The sequence below is a fragment of the Pikeienuella sp. genome (assembly GCF_046290545.1).
Taxonomy (GTDB): Bacteria; Pseudomonadota; Alphaproteobacteria; order Rhodobacterales; family Rhodobacteraceae; genus Pikeienuella.
The window spans coordinates 1-15826 of the sequence record NZ_JBKAGV010000007.1; the positions used below are offsets into that span (position 1 = coordinate 1).

The following is a 15826-nucleotide window of genomic DNA, read 5'->3' on the forward strand; positions in this document are numbered from 1 at the left end:
TCATCCGTGAAGCGTTTCTTGGGCATCTGGGCATTCCTCCGTTTCCAGATTCATGCCCGAAAAATCGCAATCGGTCCGGACCAGTTCTCCGGGTCAGGACCCATCGAGATTGGGGACGTTGTCACGTTCTTGGATCGCGCAGATGGCGCTCGGTATCGCGTCGACGCGCTCGAAGACGACTCGACCCGAAAGGCTACGCTCTCACGCATCGCGGACTTCTCCCCTGCGCCGCGCCGAAGGGACATACCAGTCGCTCTCATCGAGCGGCCCTTTCCGGCGCTCCCGATAGAAGGGGTTTTCCTCGACTTGCCGCTCGTGGGCGACGACAGCGTCTCACCAGTCATCGCGGCGTACTCGCATCCATGGACCGGCTCCGCTGCAGCTTACGCTTCGAACGGAGATGATGAGTACCGCCTTGAGACGGTGATATCGCGCCCTTCAATCGTTGGCGTCCTCTTCGAAGATCTCCCATCAAGCCGGCCTCATATCTGGTCACGCGGATCTGGAGCGGTTGTGCGACTCTATGGCGGTTCGCTCAGTTCGCGTTCGGTCGCAGCCGTTTTGAACGGCGCGAACCGGGCCGCAGTTCGGTCGCCTTCGGGCGAATGGGAGGTGCTTCAGTTCGTGGGCGCCGAACTGACCGGGCCGGATCTCTGGCGGCTGACCGGGCTGCTTCGCGGGCAAGCAGGAACCGAGCCCTTCATTGGAGATCCGACACCGGCCGGCGCAACTTTCGTGCTTCTCGACGGCAACCAGGCTGAACTATCCGCGCCTTCCGCTCTTCGCAACTCTCCGCGGATGTTGAGACTTGGTCCTGCGAGACGGCCGTACGGTCATGAGAGTTACTCGACTATGGAGATCTTTGATCGGGGCGCTCGGCTTCGACCGTACGCGCCGGCGCATCTTCGTGTCGTCCGGGAGATCGGAACCGGCGACCTCAAGGTGTCCTGGATCCGGAGATCACGTATCGGCGGGGACAACTGGACAGACGTGGAGCCTCCGCTTGGCGAGGCGCGAGAGGCTTACCGAATCCGCATCGGTTCGTTCGTCGATGTCGAGACCGTCGCGCCTCGTCACGTATGGCCCTCTGCGTCCCAGGCCGCCGCGGGTGCTATCGGCCCGGTCGAGATCTCAGTCACCCAACTATCTGATCAATTTGGCGAAGGCCCTGCTGCAAAGGTGATCTATCATGTCTGATACGGCGAAACTTGCGCTGCCGCTCCTTTCTGCAGCGCAAGCGCAAAAGCACGTTACGGTAAATGAAGCTTTGGCGCGTTTGGATACGATAACCTCGGCTCATCTGGAGAGTGCGGAGTTATCTGCGCCTCCGCCAGCCCCCGCGGAGGGTGACGGATATGCCGTTCGCACCCCTGGCGTAGCCGAGTGGTCGGCTCGCGATGGGCAAGTCGCCTTCTTTCTCAACGGAGGATGGAATTTCTTCTCTCCTCCTGCCGGGTACGCCGCATGGGTGGCGGATCGCGCCGAGCGAATGATCTTTGACGGGACGACATGGCGCCCGACCCCGATCGGGCCGATCTCTTCCGGTGCAGCCACGACCGGCGCACTGGCTTCCGCCGATGAGCCGATCGTGCCTGGCTTCGGTTTCTCGACGACGCTTTCGATTCCGGACCGCGCAATCGTGCTCGGCGTCACTGCAAGGGTCATGAACGACATGACCGGCCCAGGGCTCACCGGCTGGCGGATCGGGGTCGACGGCGCTGCGGACCGCTACGGCAACGCTATCGGTCTCGTGGCCGGATCCTCTCTCGTCGGTGTGACAGGCGCTCCAGTTTCCTACTACTCCGCGACGCCGCTGCGGATCGAACCTATCGGCGGCGGAGCATTCGTTGGCGGCAGTATCCGCATCAGCGTTCACTATCTCGAACTCACGCCTCCCTCGTTCCCCTGACTTCCTACAAAGGAGATCTAGATGAGCACTTGCTCAGACCTCGCCATGTGCATCGCCTACTATGTGCCGCGCGCCTTCGACGTCGCGTTCCTAATAGTTGCCGCTGCTTCCGCCATCGCCGCACTCACGCCTACGCCGGTCGACGACTCCTTCGTTGCGCGGGTCTACAAGGTGATCGACATGCTCGCCTTGAATGTCGGCTACGCCAAGGATCGTGGCAAGGTCGCGGGAGGTCGCTTCGTGCCTAAATAAGCGATCGAAGTAGAAGGCGCCGCTTCGCCTGCGGCGCCTTCGAATTGTGATCTCTGGCGTGAAATCCAGTCTCTCGGGACAGAATATTTATAGGTGGGCGTGGTTGAAACCGACATTTCTCATGACGATAGTCATTGAAGAAGCGATGCGGGAGAAATGTGCGATGATTGCTCAGAACACGGCCAGAACCTCCGCGAAGTTCGATCCGGTCTGGAGCCGGATTCGGCGTGAGGCCGAGGAGATGGTTTCGGCCGAACCGCTCATGGCCAGTCTGGTGCATGCTGTAGTCCTTCAGGCGCGTAGCCTTGAAGCTGCGATCAGTTATCGACTGGCGCAGAAGCTCGCGACGGATGACATGCCGCAGATGCTGATCAGGCAGATCTGCAACGAAGCGGAAGCCTCGGACCCGGAAATCGGTGAGGCAATTCGGGCTGATATTGCTGCCGTCGAAGAGCGCGACCCAGCCTGCCACAGGTATGTGCAGCCATTGCTTTTCTTCAAGGGTTTCCTTGCGATAGAGACGCATCGGATGGCTCACTGGCTATGGCGCCAGGGTCGGAAGGATCTTTCATATTTCTTCCAGATGCGAAGCTCCGAGGTCTTTGGAGTGGACATTCATCCAGCGGCTCGGATCGGGCGCGGCGTCATGATCGACCACGCCCATTCCATCGTCATCGGCGAGACGGCGGTGGTGGGCGACGATGTCTCCATGCTGCATTCAGTAACGCTTGGCGGCACAGGCAAGGCGGAAGAGGACCGTCACCCGAAGATCGGGAACGGCGTTCTCATAGGCGCGGGCGCTTCAGTTCTCGGAAACATCCGGATTGGCGATTGCAGCCGCATCGCGGCTGGTTCGGTCGTCCTCAAGGATGTGCCGCCATGCAAGACAGTGGCCGGGGTCCCCGCCCGTATTGTTGGCGAGGCCGGCTGTGCGAGGCCCGCAGCGTCCATGGACCAGATGGTTGCCGACATCGTTCCTTCGAGTTGAGCGTCTAGGCCAACATCGACATCGGCTCTTCCAGGTAGGTCTTTACCGCCTGGAGGAAGGATGCGCCGAGCGCTCCGTCAATGACCCGGTGATCAACCGATAGCGTGACAGACATCATTGTGGCGATTTCGACCACTTCTCCCTTAGCAATTGGCCTCCGAACACCGGCTCCAACAGCAAGTATCGCTCCGTGTGGTGGGTTGATGACCGCGTCGAAGTTCTCAATGCCCATCATTCCGAGGTTAGAAATCGCGAAGCTCCCGCCTTGATAGTCCGAAGGGGATAGTTTTCGCGCCTTCGCCTTGGCGGCGAGATCCTTCATTTCCCGTGAGATGGCGCTCATCGTCTTGCTCTCTGCGCCCCGTATCACCGGGGTGATCAGTCCGCCCTCTATCGCCACAGCAACAGCGACATCGGACGCCTTGAACCGGAGTATGCGGTCCCCGGCCCAAGCTGCATTGCAGTCCGGCACATCCTGCAGCGCAAGTGCGCAGGCCTTGATAGCGAAGTCGTTGACCGAGAGCTTCACCCCTTTTGCTTCGAGCCCCTTATTAAGCTCTACACGAAACGCAAGAAGAGCGTCCAATTCTATGTCCCGGCGCAAATAAAAGTGCGGTATCGTCTGCTTGGCTTCGGTTAGGCGCGCAGCGATAGTCCTGCGCATACCATCAAGCGAGACCTCTTCAAAGATCCTGTCACTATACAGCTTCTTCACTTGTTCTGCAGGGGCGCTCTGAACAAGAGCAGGTGCGGCTTTTGGAGAATCCGCCTTTGCAGCCTCGGGCTTCGCGGCATCGGTAGACACAGGCTTCGCGGCTTCGACATCGGTCTTGACAATCCGGCCGCGGGGCCCGGTTCCCTTCACCTCGGCGAGGTCGAGCCCCTTTTCCCGTGCAATACGGCGCGCAAGCGGCGAGGCGAACACTCGGCCTACACCGTCCGAAGCGTGGACCGGAACTGTATTCCCAAGGCTCTCCGCTTTTGCAGGCTCGGGCGACGCTGCCGCGACGGGTTCCGTCAACGCTTCAGACTTGGGCGCGCCTCCTGCCGAGGCAAGCGAAGCCGCATCTTCCCCTTCTTCAAGAAGAATGGCGATCACGGCGTTCACCTTCACGCCTTCCGTACCCTCAACGACGACGATCCGGCCGACAATACCCTCGTCGACCGCCTCCACCTCCATTGTCGCCTTATCGGTCTCGATCTCCGCGATCACATCTCCGGACGAGACTTTATCACCCTCCTTCACATGCCATTTTGCAAGGTTGCCCTCCTCCATCGTGGGGGAAAGCGCAGGCATCGTGACGTTGATCGGCATGATCCCCTCCCTCAGCGATAGGCGACTGACTTGCAGGCGGCGACCACTTCCTCGGTCGTCACCAGCGCCAGCTTCTCGAGGTTTGCGGCATATGGCATTGGCACATCCTTGCCGGTGAGGTTGATGACGGGCGCATCCAGCCAGTCGAATGCCTCCTGCATCAGCACGGCGGAGATGTGATTTCCGATCGAGCAGACCGGCCAGCCCTCCTCGACGGTCACGCAACGGTTCGTTTTCTTGACCGAAGCGACGACGCTTGCGGTGTCCATGGGCCGGATTGTGCGCAGGTCGATCACCTCGGCTGAAATCCCCTCAGTCTGCAGCGCCTCGGCTGCGGCGAGCGCGTATGTCATGCCGATGCCGAAGGAGACGATGGTGACATCCTCCCCTTCCCGCCAGATCCGCGCTTTACCGATCGGCACCGTCCAGTCTTCGAGGTCGGGAACTTCGAAGCTGCGGCCATAGAGAATCTCGTTTTCGAGGACGATGACAGGGTTCGGGTCGCGAATGGCTGATTTCAGCAGCCCCTTCGCGTCCGATGCCGAATAGGGCTGGACCACCTTCAAACCGGGAATCTGCGCATACCAAGCCGCATAGTCCTGGCTGTGCTGCGCCGCCACGCGCGCCGCAGCGCCGTTCGGACCGCGGAAAACGATCGGGCAGCCCATCAACCCGCCGGACATGTAGAGCGTTTTCGCTGCCGAGTTGATGATCTGGTCGATCGCCTGCATGGCGAAGTTGAAGGTCATGAATTCCACAATGGGGTTCAGCCCGGCGAAAGCGGCGCCTACTGCAAGTCCGGCGAACCCATGCTCTGTGATCGGCGTGTCGATAACGCGTTTCTGTCCAAACTCGTCAAGAAGACCCTGGCTGATCTTATAGGCGCCCTGATATTCGGCGACTTCCTCGCCCATCAGGAAGACGGCCTCGTTCCGGCGCATCTCTTCGGCCATCGCATCCCGCAATGCCTCGCGCACCGTCTGGGTCTTCATTCGAGTTCCGGCGGGCCATTCGGGTTCAGCCTTCGCGGACGCCTTTGGTTCTGTGCGTACCGGTTCTTGGGTCGGCGGCTTCGCCGCCGGGGCAGGGGCCGGAGCCTTTGGGGCCGAAGACTTTGCGCCTCCCTCGGAAAGCGCCGAAGCATCCTCGCCCTCCTCAAGCAAGATCGCAATCACGGCGTTCACTTTTACGCCCTCGGTTCCCTCGGGAACCACGATCTTGCCGACCTTCCCCTCGTCGACGGCCTCGACTTCCATGGTAGCCTTGTCGGTTTCTATCTCGGCGATGACATCGCCGGATTTCACCTCGTCACCTTCTTTCACATTCCACTTGGCGAGGTTGCCCTCCTCCATCGTGGGTGAGAGGGCGGGCATCTTTATCTCGATCGTCATGGCGCGCCCCCCTCAGGCGTAGATATCGGTCCAGAGCTCTTTCGGATCCGGCTCAGGACTTTCCTGCGCGAACTTCGCAGACTCGTTGACGATGGCCTTGATCTCTTTGTCTACCGCCTTGAGGTCATCCTCCGTCGTCTCGCCCCCCATAAGCAGCAGATCGCGAACGTGGTCGATCGGGTCGCGCTCGTCTCGCATCTTCTGAACTTCCTCGCGCGTCCGGTATTTCGCCGGGTCCGACATGGAATGCCCGCGATAGCGATAGGTGTTCATTTCGAGGATGTAGGGGCCGTTCCCGGCGCGACAGTGACCGACTGCTTTCTCGGTGGCGGCCTTCACGGCAAGAACGTCCATCCCGTCGACAGCCTCGCCCGGGATGCCGAAGGCTTCGCCGCGGGTGTAGAGCGCCGGCGTCGAGGAAGCGCGTTTCAGGCTCGTGCCCATTGCATACTGGTTATTCTCGATGACGAAGATCGCCGGGAGTTTCCAGAGACTGGCCATGTTCATGGCTTCGTATATCTGCCCCTGGTTCGCCGCGCCGTCGCCAAAATAGGCGAAGCTCACATTGTCGTTGCCGCGATACCAGTTTGCGAAGGCGAGGCCGACGCCGATCGGCACCTGAGCGCCGACGATGCCATGCCCACCATAGAAGTTTTTCTCCTTGGAGAACATGTGCATGGAACCGCCCTTGCCGCGGGAATAGCCCCCTTCGCGACCGGTCAGTTCCGCCATCACCCCTTTGGGGTCCATGCCGCAGGCGAGCATATGACCATGATCGCGGTAAGAGGTGACGCGCTGGTCCCCCTCCTTGGCGCAGGCTTCGATGCCCACGACGACGGCCTCCTGCCCGATATAGAGATGACAGAAGCCGCCGATCGCGCCCATGCCGTAGAGTTGCCCGGCCTTCTCCTCGAAACGGCGGATCAGCAGCATTTCACGATAGAACTTCAGAAGCTCCTCTTTCGAGGCGTTCGGTTTCGTCCGCTTGCGCGTGGCGGCCATGCGGGTCTCCCTCCCCTTCTTGCCTGTCGGGGCGCGAGGGCCCCCGGCGCGGCCTTCGCCGCGTCCCTTGACGGTGACTCTAGCGCGCAATCACCATGCTTCGTAAGGGAGAAAAATTGGCCGGAAGCATGCGGGGCGCGTCAGGGGTGGTTTTTCGTTCCGCCCGAGGTGAAGCAGTTCAACGTACAACGATCTCGTCCGATCGCGCCCGGCCGAGAATCGCGCGCGCCCTCTCATCGAGCAGGTCGAGGTCGATCGTCTCCCCGCCGAGGCGACCGGTGAGTGTTTCAAGTTCCACGCGTTCCTGTTGGAGTCGCTCAAGCTCCCCTTCGAGCCGCCTCGTCTCCTCCGCCGCGGTAAAGCCCACACGGAGGCCGAGCCCGCCCTGAACGCCGCGATGTGCAAAATAAAGAGCCGCAGCCGCGACAAGGGTCACGACCGTCATGTCGATGGCGCGCGGCCTCAGCCCGCTTCGTCTCATCAGCTCTTCGCCTCTTGCCCGCGCTCTACGGCGCATTCGTGCGGATCATGCCCCAGAATTACTGCAAAGAAAAGAACGTCGACCTCGATCAGCGCCGGAGCGCCGCCCTTAACGGCGCAATGGCGAGGAGAGAGAACGCGAATGCGGCGAGAAAGGGCGCCCCAGGGAAAAAAACGGGCGCGTCCGCCGCCGTAAAGGTGAAGAAGATCTGGCTCATCATCACCGGCGTGATGACGAAGGCGAGTGAGGAGAGTGAGGAGACCGCCCCCTGCAGTTCGCCCTGTTCCGTCTCGGGCGTGCGGTTGGCGAGCATCGTCTGAACCGCAGGGTTGAAGACCGCAGCCAAGGCGGCAAGCGGCATCACCGCGTAGACGATCCACCCGGCCGTCGCGAAGGCGAGACCGAGAAAGGCGGCGGCGTCCAGCAGCAGAGCCATGACTGCCGTACGCGCCGGCCCAAGTCGCGGGACGATTCTCCCGATCAGGAAGCCTTGCACGATGACGAATCCGATCCCGATCGCCGCCAGAGACGCCCCGATCTCCCCGGCGGACCATCCGAACCGTGCGACAGCATAGTAGCTCCAGATCGCCGGATAGACGAAGTGTGCGATGTTGTAGACGAGGAGCGCCACCAACAGCCACGCCGTCGCAGGGCGTCGCGCCATCACCACCATGACGCCGAGCGCGTTGCCGCGCCACGGGCTAAACGGCCTGCGCCGGGCCGCCGGAAGGGATTCCGGCAAGAAGACGAGCCCGAAGCCGAGCGCTCCGAAGGAAAGCGCAGCCGCCGCCCAAAACGGCGCCCGCGCGCCATACTCACCGAGAACGCCGCCGAGCGCGGGGCCGATGACGAAACCGAGCCCGAAGGCGGCTCCCGTCAGGCCGAACGCCTGCGCCCGCTTTTCGGGCGGCGTCACGTCGGCGATAAAGGCGTTGGCCGTGGAAAAGGTCGCCGCCGCCGCACCCGCCACGATCCGCGCTGCGAAGAGCAGAGAGAGGCTCTGCGCCGTGGCCATGGCGATATAGTCGATCCCCATGACGAAGAGCGAAAGGGTCAGCACCGGCTTCCGCCCATAGGCGTCGGAAAGGTTGCCAAGCGTCGGGCTCATGACAAGCTGCATGAGCGCATAGCTCATGCTGAGCCAGCCGCCCCAGGCTGCGGCCTCGGCGATCCCGCCGCCGCCGAGTTCCTCCATCAGCGCCGGCATGACAGGCATGATGAGCCCGATGCCCATCGAGTTGAGCATCACCGTCACGAAGATGAAGGGCAGGGCGCCCCGGCCCGCCCGCATCGCGGCTCAGCCGCGCAGGAGGCGCGCGCCGGCGTAGAGCGCCGAAGCGCCTAGTTCTTCCTCGATACGGATAAGCTGGTTGTATTTCGCGATCCGGTCGGAACGGGAAAGCGATCCCGTCTTGATCTGCCCGCAGCCCGTCGCCACCGCGAGATCGGCAATCGTCGCGTCCTCCGTCTCGCCAGAGCGATGGGACATGACGGCGGTATAGGCCGCGCGATGCGCCATCTCCACCGCCTCGAGCGTTTCGGTCAGCGTGCCGATCTGGTTGACCTTCACGAGGATGGAGTTGCCCACTCCCTGCGCGATCCCCTCGGAAAGCCGCGCCGGATTGGTGACGAAGAGATCGTCACCGACAAGCTGGCACCGGTCGCCCAGAGTCTCCGTCAGGTGCGCCCAGCCCTCCCAGTCATCCTCCGCCAGTCCGTCCTCGATCGAGATGATCGGGTAGGCGGCGATAAGGCCGGCGTAATACTCGGTCATTCCCGCGGCGTCGAAGGTCTTGCCTTCGCCTTCGAGGTGATAGCGCCCGTCGCGGTGGAACTCCGTCGAGGCGGCGTCGAGCGCGAGGAAGATGTCCTCGCCCGGCCGGTAGCCGGATTTCTCGATCGCGCGCATGATGAAGTCGAGCGCCTCGCGCGTCGATGAAAGGTCGGGCGCGAAGCCGCCCTCGTCGCCGACATTGGTGCCGAAACCGGCGGCGGAAAGCTCGCCTTTCAGCGTGTGGAACACTTCCGCGCCGATCCGAACCGCATCCCGCAGCGTCGGCGCGGAGACGGGCATGATCATGAATTCCTGAATGTCGATCGGGTTATCGGCATGGGCGCCGCCGTTGATGATGTTCATCATGGGCGTCGGCAGCAATCTCGCGTTCACGCCTCCGACGTAACGGAACAGCGGCAGACTGACGCTTTCCGCCGCCGCTTTCGCGGTTGCCAGCGAGACGCCTAGAATAGCATTGGCGCCGAGGCGGCCCTTGTTCGGCGTGCCGTCCATTTCGATCATCGCGGCGTCGATCAGGCTCTGGCGCGTTGCATCCAGCCCTGCCAGCGCCTCGAATATCTCTCCATTGACCGCCTCGACGGCCTTCGTCACGCCTTTGCCCTTGTAGCGCTCGCGGTGTCCGTCGCGCAGCTCAACCGCCTCGTGCGCGCCGGTCGATGCGCCGGAGGGGACCGCCGCGCGGCCCATCGATCCGTCTTCCAGCGTCACGTCGACCTCGACTGTCGGGTTGCCCCTGCTGTCGAGAATCTCGCGGGCGGTGATGTCGACAATGGCGCTCATGTCTTGCTCCCTCAGGCGGATTCCGCGCGAGCCATAGCCCGCGCGCGCGGTGGGGACAAGAAAGCGCGGCGCCCCGCAGGAGCGCCGCGCCCGTAGGCCCGGTCGCGTAGCCGGGCTCAGCCGTCGAAGTCGATCCGCTCCACGATCTTCAGGGCGGCGGGCCGCGCCTCTCCAATGGCGGAGAGCGGCGTCTCATCCGGCGTGAAATCGCCGAAGCCCTTGACGACGTCGGAGGGCTCCACGCCCGGCTTTACCGGGTATTCGCCCACGATTTCCGCATAGATCTGCTGCGCCTCATCCGAGACCAGCCAGTCCATCATCCTGATGGCGTTCTCACGGTTCGGCGCAGATTTCGTCATCGCAACGCCGGAGACGTTCATGTGCGTCCCGCCGTTCTCGAAGGCGGGAAAGTCAATTCTCACGGACTCGGCCCACGCCTTCTGCTCATCATCCTTCAGCATCGCCACCATGTAGTAGGTGTTGCCGAGCGAGATGTCGCATTCCCCGGCCCAGATCGACTTGACCTGACCGCGGTCGTTGCCCTCGGGCTTCTTCGCGAGGTTGGCCTTGACGCCCTGCATCCAGGTCTCGGCCGTTTCCTCGCCGTACTTCGCAACGACTGCGCCAAGAAGGCCGAGCGTGTAGGGATGAGAGCCTGACCGCGTGCAAATGCGGCCCTTCCACTTCGGATCGACAAGATCCTCGTAGGTCGTCACCTCGCCCTCGGCGACGCGTTCTTTAGAGGCGTAGATGATTCGTCCACGCGTCGTCAGTCCATACCATTGGCCCTCGGCGTCGCGGAAAGCCGCAGGCACATTCGCCGTGAGCGTATCGGTGACGACGGCCTGCGTCACGCCGGCGTCAACCGCCTCCAGCAGACGCGAAATATCGACGGTCAGGATGAGATCGGCGGGGGAGAGATCGCCTTCAGCCTGAAGTCGCTCCACCATGCCCTTATCGAGGAACACGGTGTTGACCGCGATGCCGGTTTCCTTCGTGAAGGCTTCGGTCAGCGGCGCGATGAGTTCGGGCTGGCGATAGGAGTAGACGTTGACCTCTGCGGCCATGGCGGGTGCGGCGATCGCGGCGATGGTTAGCGGCGCGGCAAGACGTGCGAACATGGATGGGTTCCTCCTCGTTGTTCGCCGTCAGAAATACCCGAGTGTTTCGCTTTTTCAATACCCGATTGCTTCAGTCAGTTTTTTTCTCGCGCGCCTTCTCCGCATTCCAGAGCGCGTCCATTTCGGCCAGCGTCGTCTCGCCCGGCGCCCGGCCGACCGCGGCGAGTCCGGCCTCGACGGCGCGGAACCGGCGCTCGAATTTCGCGTTGACCCGCCGCATCGCCGCCTCTGGGTCTACCTTCAGCCAGCGGCCGAGATTGGCGACGACAAAGAGGAGATCGCCATATTCCTCCTCGATCCTTTCGGGCGCCCCGCCGTCGGCGACTTCCGCAAGCTCTCGCGCCTCTTCGACGATCTTGTCGATCACACCGCCGACTTCCGGCCAGTCGAAGCCGACGCGCGCGGCCCTGTCCTGCAGTTTCACGGCGCGCGTGAGGCCGGGAAGCGAAACCGGCACGCCGTCGAGCGCGCTTTCCCGCGTCGCACCTTGCGCCGAGCGCTCCGCCGCTTTCAGCTTTTCCCACGAACCGGAGACGAACGAGTCCCGCGCCCAGTCGCCGAATACATGAGGATGCCGCCGCAACATCTTGGAGACGATGGCCTCCACCACGTCGTCCCAGCCGAACGCGCCCGCCTCCTCAGCCATCTGCGCGTGATAGGCGACCTGGAGCAGAAGGTCGCCGAGTTCGTCCGCCAGTTCGTCCATCGCCCCGCGCTCGATCGCGTCGGCGACCTCGTACGCCTCCTCGATCGTGTAGGGAGCGATAGAGCGAAAATCCTGTTCAAGATCCCAGGGGCAGCCGTCTTTCGGGTCCCTCAGGCGGCGCATGATCTCGCGAAGGCGGGCGACGCCGGCGCCACTGTCCGCGATCAGCGCGTCGGACTCGGCGCGGGGCAGGGGGAGCGCCCGCTGCTCGGCCCCGCTCAGAACGGAATCTCGTCATCGAGATCGGAGCCGAAGCTGCGGCCGCCGCCGCCGCCATCTCCGCCGCGCTGGTCCTCCATCTGCTGCCCGCCATAGCCGCCCCCGCCGCCGCCGCCTTCGCCCCGCCCGTCGAGCAGCGTCAGCTCCCCGCGATAGGGGCGGAGCACGACCTCCGTGGAATACCGGTCCTGGCCCGACTGGTCCTGCCATTTCCGGGTTTCGAGCTGTCCCTCGATGTAGACCTTTGAGCCCTTGCGCAGATATTGCTCCGCGATCTTCGCCAGCGGCTCGGAGAAGATGGCGACGGAATGCCATTCCGTCCTTTCCTTCCGCTCGCCCGAGGCCTTGTCGCGCCAGGTCTCCGATGTCGCGATGCGGAGGTTGCAGACCTTGCCGCCGTTCTGGAACGTCCGCACTTCCGGGTCGCGCCCGAGATTGCCGACGATGATGACCTTGTTGACGCTGCCCGCCATATGCCTCTCCCTCTCCGATTCCGTCTCTTGGCGAAACCCTAGCGCGGGCCGGTCCGGCGCGCGAGGCGCCTGCGGGGCATAATCTTCGGCTTATGCGGGCCCGGCTAAGCCCGTGGCCACTAGCGCCGCCGCCGGCGCGCCGTCATCTCGGCCGCAGCCCGGCGATCGTCGCCGCGCCATCCGAAAGGAAACCTGACATGAAGAAACTAGCACCGTTCGCCCTCGCCCTCACGCTCGTCGCCTCCCCCGTGATCGCGCAGGAGGTGGCGCCGGGCGACCGCATCGGAACTGACATCGGCGCGATCTCCACTGCGCTCTCCGAACGCGGATACGAAGTCCGCAAGACGGAGCGCGAGGACGGCAAGGTCGAAGTCTATGCGGTCCGCGAAGGCCGCCGCTTCGAAATCTACGTCGATCCCGAGACCGGCGTTGTCACCCGCGTGAAGGAGAAGCACTGATGGAGCCGCAGGGCTCGGGCGGGCGCGAAGGCGCCCGCCGCATCGGCGAGATCCTGACCTGGGATCCGCTGGTTCGCCTGACCCACTGGTCCGTCGCGCTCCTCGTCCTTCTGAACGGCGCTGTGCTCGAAGACGAGGGGCAGGCCCATGTCTGGGTCGGCTACGCCGTGCTCGGCCTCGTCGCCGCCCGTCTGCTCTGGGGGCTTGTGGGGCCGGCCCGCGCGCGCTTCGCAAGCTTCCCGCCGAGCCTCTCGGCCGCCCGGCTCCATGTCGACGAGGTGATGCATGGGCGGGAGCGGCGCCATGCCTCTCACAACCCGCTCGGGGCGCTCATGGCCTACAATCTCTGGTCGACGCTACTGGCGATCTGCGCGACCGGGCTTATGATGGAAAGCGTCGCCTTCTTCGGCGTCGACTGGGTGGAGGAGGCGCATGAGGCGCTGTTCGGCTGGCTGATGATCTCCGTCGGTCTCCATGTCTCGGGCGTTATCCTCGAAAGCATACTGTCGGGGCGGAACCTCGTCCTCGAGATGGTCGGCTCCTTTCGCAACCGCGGCGGAGGGCGCGCATGAGTCGGGCGCGGCCCGAGGCGCGACGCGCGACGCTGCTCTCGGGCGTCGTGCTGCTGCAGGCGATCTGTTCGGCCTTCTTCCTCGCTGACGTGCTGGGTGACCTCGGGCGCGACCCGCTCTCGGGCGGCTCGTTGGCCCACAACCTTCTCGAACTCGGCGTCGTCTGCGGCCTTGTGGTCGGAACCGTCTTCGGCGCGCTGGAGGTGAGACGTCTTCTGACCCGTCAGGCCCGGATAGAGGACAGCCTGCGTGCCGCCGGCGGGGCCTTCGGGGAGTTGCTGGAAGAGCACTTCGAACGCTGGGCGCTCACCAGAGCGGAGCGGGACGTGGCCCTGATGACGATCAAGGGCCTCTCGACCGCCGAAATGGCCGCCGTCCGCGGCACGGCGGAAGGAACCGTAAAGGCGCAGGCCGCCGCCGTATACGCCAAAGCCGGTGTCTCCGGCCGCTCGCAACTCCTGAGTCTCTTTATCGAGGAACTGCTCTCCGAGCCGCTCGTAGCGGGCTGACCGCGTCACCGCACTGCGAAGAGCGCGAGCACATTGGCCTGAAGCGGCAGGAAATTGTCGTCCGAGGCGATCAGCAGCAGCGTCTCGTCCCCCTCTCGCCAGATCGAGATCGCCTCGATGTTGTCGATCCGGGTCTCCGCGCCGTATTGCAGGAGCGTCTCGACGCTCTCGGGCTCGGCTCCGTCTCCGTAGACGAAGCGCCGGAGCCGGAAGCGGAACCCGCCGACGAGAGAGAACGCCCGCTCCGTGACATAGAGCCGCCCGTCCGGCCCGAAATCCGCTCCGGTCGGCAGGTAGGGCCCCTCTAGTGGCAGCGACTTCTGCGCCCAGCCCTCCCGCCCGCCGACCCAGACCGGCGCCTCTGCTCCGCCCCGCTCGGCAATCGCCCAGAGCGCGCCGTCGCCGTCCATCGCCAGGGCCTCGATCCCGTTGTTGCGGGCGAAGCCGCTCCATTCCTCCGCGAGGAAGAAGGGTTCGGACCCGCCGCCCGGCTCGTCATAGGGCTGGATCCGGTGCCAGCCTTCGAAGGAGACGAAGTAGCGCCCAGTGCGGGGATCACGCGCGAGCCCCTCCGCGTCTCCCGCCTCCCCCGGCAGCGGCCGCCCGTGGCGATAGAGGATTGTCGCCGTCGCCGCGCCCTCGGCGCCGATCAGCCGCCCATCTTCGACGATGAGCCTGAATCGCAACCAACGGCCCCGGTCGCTCACCGCGGTCGCTGCGCCGCCTGCCTCGACGACAAGGCCAGAGAGGCCGCCGAATTCCGTGAAGGGTGGAGAAAGAACCAGCGCTCCCCGGAATTCGAGCGCCTCCGATGCAGGCGGAGGCAGGTCGAGCGGCTGCGATCGGATCGCCTGCTCCGTCGTGAACCCCTCCGCGAAGGCGGGCGACGCGAGCGCGGCGGCGACGAGGAGCGCCCGGATCACTCCGCCTCCAGCACAGTGGCGCATTCTGCGGGCAGGTCCGCCAGCGTCAGCGGCGGCTTCGGCTTCGGCTTCGGCGCCGGCCCGGGCTTCGGGTTCAGCGCCTCGTCAGAGAACCACCAGGCCAGCGTCTCGTCGCAGCCGTCTCCGGGCGGCGGCGGGGCCTGATCCTCGCAGGCCGCCGCGCCGGCGGGGCAGGCGAGCCGCACATGGAAATGGGCGTTGTGCCCCCACCATGGCCTCACCTTGCCGAGCCAAGCGCGGTTCTCGCCCGCATGGCGGCACATCCGTTCCTTGATCGCGGCGTGAACGAAGATGCGCGCCACCGCTCCGTCCTCCGCCGCCGCCTGGATCAGCGCCATATGCTCCGTCGTCCAGCGCTCGTTCACGGAGCGGTGGTCCGGCGTGGTGACGATGAACGAGGAAATCTCGCTCCGTTCCCGAAAGCTCAGTTCCCGCGCCATCCCCGGCCTCAGCCAGATATCGGCGTCGAGCCCGATCTGGTGCGAGGAATGGCCGGACGTCATCGGCCCGCCCCGCGGCTGGCTCAGGTCGCCGACAAAGATGCCCTCCCAGCCCAGCTGCTGCGCCGCCGCCCCGAGCCGCTCGACGAAGGCGACAAGATCGGGATGCCCCCAGTTCCGGTTCCGCTCCAGCCTCATGGCCTGCCATGAGGGGCCGGTCTCCGGCAGCTTCGCTGCGCCGGCGAGGCAGCCCCGCGCATGCGAGCCGAACGGCGCGGGGGCGAGAGAGGCGGCCGGTCCGGGCTTTCCGCCGAAGAGAGTCTTCGCGGGCTCCGCCGCGGCTCCTCCCACGCAAAGAACCGCCAGGATCAACGCCGCCGATATGCGCATCCGCACCTCCCGTTCTGAGGGGACGCTATCCGAGCCCCCGCCGCCCCGCCAGCGCGAACGCCGCGTCACCCCTTCCCGCCG

The 15826-nt window shown here is 64.4% G+C and carries 17 protein-coding genes and 1 pseudogene; 7 read left to right on the forward strand and 11 right to left on the reverse strand.

Features of this window, described 5'->3' with window-relative positions; translation table 11 throughout:
- From ACE37J_RS05035 to cysE, 4 genes and pseudogenes are all read left to right on the forward strand, one after another.
- Nucleotides 1-1197, forward strand: a pseudogene (locus ACE37J_RS05035) (hypothetical protein); the annotation flags it as partial.
- Complete coding sequence (locus tag ACE37J_RS05040; protein ID WP_409708018.1) at nt 1190-1909, forward strand: DUF2793 domain-containing protein; 720 nt, start codon at nt 1190-1192, stop codon at nt 1907-1909. The pseudogene ACE37J_RS05035 and the gene ACE37J_RS05040, both read left to right, overlap by 8 nt.
- 21 nt (nt 1910-1930) lie before the next feature.
- Nucleotides 1931-2161: a hypothetical protein gene (locus ACE37J_RS05045; protein ID WP_409708021.1), complete on the forward strand. Its 231-nt coding sequence runs from the start codon at nt 1931-1933 to the stop codon at nt 2159-2161.
- A gap of 163 nt (nt 2162-2324) precedes the next feature.
- Nucleotides 2325-3149 (forward strand): serine O-acetyltransferase, encoded by an 825-nt coding sequence (gene cysE / locus ACE37J_RS05050; protein ID WP_409708687.1) that lies wholly within the window; start codon nt 2325-2327, stop codon nt 3147-3149.
- A gap of 4 nt (nt 3150-3153) precedes the next feature.
- On the opposite strand, the gene ACE37J_RS05055 is transcribed toward cysE, so the two are convergent.
- The 9 genes from ACE37J_RS05055 to ssb all read right to left on the reverse strand — a co-directional run bounded on the left by ACE37J_RS05055 (nt 3154) and on the right by ssb (nt 12432).
- Nucleotides 3154-4464: a pyruvate dehydrogenase complex dihydrolipoamide acetyltransferase gene (locus tag ACE37J_RS05055; RefSeq protein WP_409708025.1), complete on the reverse strand. Its 1311-nt coding sequence runs from the start codon at nt 4462-4464 to the stop codon at nt 3154-3156.
- A gap of 11 nt (nt 4465-4475) precedes the next feature.
- Entirely contained in the window at nt 4476-5855 is a 1380-nt protein-coding gene (locus ACE37J_RS05060) for a pyruvate dehydrogenase complex E1 component subunit beta (RefSeq protein ID WP_409708028.1), read from the reverse strand.
- A 12-nt stretch (nt 5856-5867) separates the two neighbouring features.
- Nucleotides 5868-6857 (reverse strand): pyruvate dehydrogenase (acetyl-transferring) E1 component subunit alpha, encoded by a 990-nt coding sequence (gene pdhA, locus ACE37J_RS05065; RefSeq protein ID WP_409708031.1) that lies wholly within the window; start codon nt 6855-6857, stop codon nt 5868-5870.
- A 178-nt stretch (nt 6858-7035) separates the two neighbouring features.
- Nucleotides 7036-7338 carry an FtsB family cell division protein gene (locus ACE37J_RS05070; protein ID WP_409708034.1) on the reverse strand — a complete coding sequence of 101 codons (303 nt, stop codon included), beginning with the start codon at nt 7336-7338 and terminating at the stop codon, nt 7036-7038.
- An 88-nt stretch (nt 7339-7426) separates the two neighbouring features.
- Complete coding sequence (locus ACE37J_RS05075; protein ID WP_409708037.1) at nt 7427-8629, reverse strand: MFS transporter; 1203 nt, start codon at nt 8627-8629, stop codon at nt 7427-7429.
- 6 nt (nt 8630-8635) lie between these two features.
- Nucleotides 8636-9913 (reverse strand): phosphopyruvate hydratase, encoded by a 1278-nt coding sequence (eno, locus tag ACE37J_RS05080; RefSeq protein WP_409708040.1) that lies wholly within the window; start codon nt 9911-9913, stop codon nt 8636-8638.
- 116 nt (nt 9914-10029) lie between these two features.
- Entirely contained in the window at nt 10030-11034 is a 1005-nt protein-coding gene (locus tag ACE37J_RS05085; RefSeq protein ID WP_409708043.1) for a Fe(3+) ABC transporter substrate-binding protein, read from the reverse strand.
- Nucleotides 11035-11104: 70 nt separating this feature from the next.
- Nucleotides 11105-11908: a nucleoside triphosphate pyrophosphohydrolase gene (mazG, locus tag ACE37J_RS05090; protein ID WP_409708690.1), complete on the reverse strand. Its 804-nt coding sequence runs from the start codon at nt 11906-11908 to the stop codon at nt 11105-11107.
- 50 nt (nt 11909-11958) lie between these two features.
- Complete coding sequence (gene ssb / locus ACE37J_RS05095; RefSeq protein WP_409708046.1) at nt 11959-12432, reverse strand: single-stranded DNA-binding protein; 474 nt, start codon at nt 12430-12432, stop codon at nt 11959-11961.
- A 197-nt stretch (nt 12433-12629) separates the two neighbouring features.
- Between ssb and ACE37J_RS05100 the strand changes: the two genes are divergently transcribed.
- The 3 genes from ACE37J_RS05100 to ACE37J_RS05110 are packed head-to-tail and all read left to right on the forward strand — an operon-like array spanning nt 12630 to nt 13971.
- On the forward strand, nt 12630-12890 hold the full coding sequence (locus ACE37J_RS05100) for a PepSY domain-containing protein (protein WP_409708049.1): 261 nt from the start codon (nt 12630-12632) through the stop codon (nt 12888-12890).
- Complete coding sequence (locus tag ACE37J_RS05105) at nt 12890-13462, forward strand: cytochrome b/b6 domain-containing protein (protein WP_409708052.1); 573 nt, start codon at nt 12890-12892, stop codon at nt 13460-13462. Before ACE37J_RS05100 ends, ACE37J_RS05105 begins: the two co-directional genes overlap by 1 nt.
- Complete coding sequence (locus ACE37J_RS05110) at nt 13459-13971, forward strand: helix-turn-helix transcriptional regulator (RefSeq protein WP_409708055.1); 513 nt, start codon at nt 13459-13461, stop codon at nt 13969-13971. Before ACE37J_RS05105 ends, ACE37J_RS05110 begins: the two co-directional genes overlap by 4 nt.
- 5 nt (nt 13972-13976) lie before the next feature.
- On the opposite strand, the gene ACE37J_RS05115 is transcribed toward ACE37J_RS05110, so the two are convergent.
- A complete protein-coding gene (locus ACE37J_RS05115) occupies nt 13977-14894 on the reverse strand; it encodes an esterase-like activity of phytase family protein (RefSeq protein WP_409708059.1) in 918 nt (305 codons plus the stop codon).
- Complete coding sequence (gene mepA / locus ACE37J_RS05120) at nt 14891-15745, reverse strand: penicillin-insensitive murein endopeptidase (RefSeq protein ID WP_409708062.1); 855 nt, start codon at nt 15743-15745, stop codon at nt 14891-14893. Before mepA ends, ACE37J_RS05115 begins: the two co-directional genes overlap by 4 nt.
- Nucleotides 15746-15826 lie beyond the last annotated feature (81 nt).

Bases quoted from the DNA above. Each gene is read 5' to 3' on its own strand.
- ACE37J_RS05040 (WP_409708018.1), top strand. From the start codon at position 1,190: ATGTCTGATACGGCGAAACTTGCGCTGCCGCTCCTTTCTGCAGCGCAA.
- ACE37J_RS05045 (WP_409708021.1), top strand. From the start codon at position 1,931: ATGAGCACTTGCTCAGACCTCGCCATGTGCATCGCCTACTATGTGCCG.
- cysE (WP_409708687.1), top strand. From the start codon at position 2,325: ATGATTGCTCAGAACACGGCCAGAACCTCCGCGAAGTTCGATCCGGTC.
- ACE37J_RS05055 (WP_409708025.1), bottom strand. From the start codon at position 4,464: ATGCCGATCAACGTCACGATGCCTGCGCTTTCCCCCACGATGGAGGAG.
- ACE37J_RS05060 (WP_409708028.1), bottom strand. From the start codon at position 5,855: ATGACGATCGAGATAAAGATGCCCGCCCTCTCACCCACGATGGAGGAG.
- pdhA (WP_409708031.1), bottom strand. From the start codon at position 6,857: ATGGCCGCCACGCGCAAGCGGACGAAACCGAACGCCTCGAAAGAGGAG.
- ACE37J_RS05070 (WP_409708034.1), bottom strand. From the start codon at position 7,338: ATGAGACGAAGCGGGCTGAGGCCGCGCGCCATCGACATGACGGTCGTG.
- ACE37J_RS05075 (WP_409708037.1), bottom strand. From the start codon at position 8,629: ATGCGGGCGGGCCGGGGCGCCCTGCCCTTCATCTTCGTGACGGTGATG.
- eno (WP_409708040.1), bottom strand. From the start codon at position 9,913: ATGAGCGCCATTGTCGACATCACCGCCCGCGAGATTCTCGACAGCAGG.
- ACE37J_RS05085 (WP_409708043.1), bottom strand. From the start codon at position 11,034: ATGTTCGCACGTCTTGCCGCGCCGCTAACCATCGCCGCGATCGCCGCA.
- ssb (WP_409708046.1), bottom strand. From the start codon at position 12,432: ATGGCGGGCAGCGTCAACAAGGTCATCATCGTCGGCAATCTCGGGCGC.
- ACE37J_RS05100 (WP_409708049.1), top strand. From the start codon at position 12,630: ATGAAGAAACTAGCACCGTTCGCCCTCGCCCTCACGCTCGTCGCCTCC.
- ACE37J_RS05105 (WP_409708052.1), top strand. From the start codon at position 12,890: ATGGAGCCGCAGGGCTCGGGCGGGCGCGAAGGCGCCCGCCGCATCGGC.
- ACE37J_RS05110 (WP_409708055.1), top strand. From the start codon at position 13,459: ATGAGTCGGGCGCGGCCCGAGGCGCGACGCGCGACGCTGCTCTCGGGC.
- mepA (WP_409708062.1), bottom strand. From the start codon at position 15,745: ATGCGCATATCGGCGGCGTTGATCCTGGCGGTTCTTTGCGTGGGAGGA.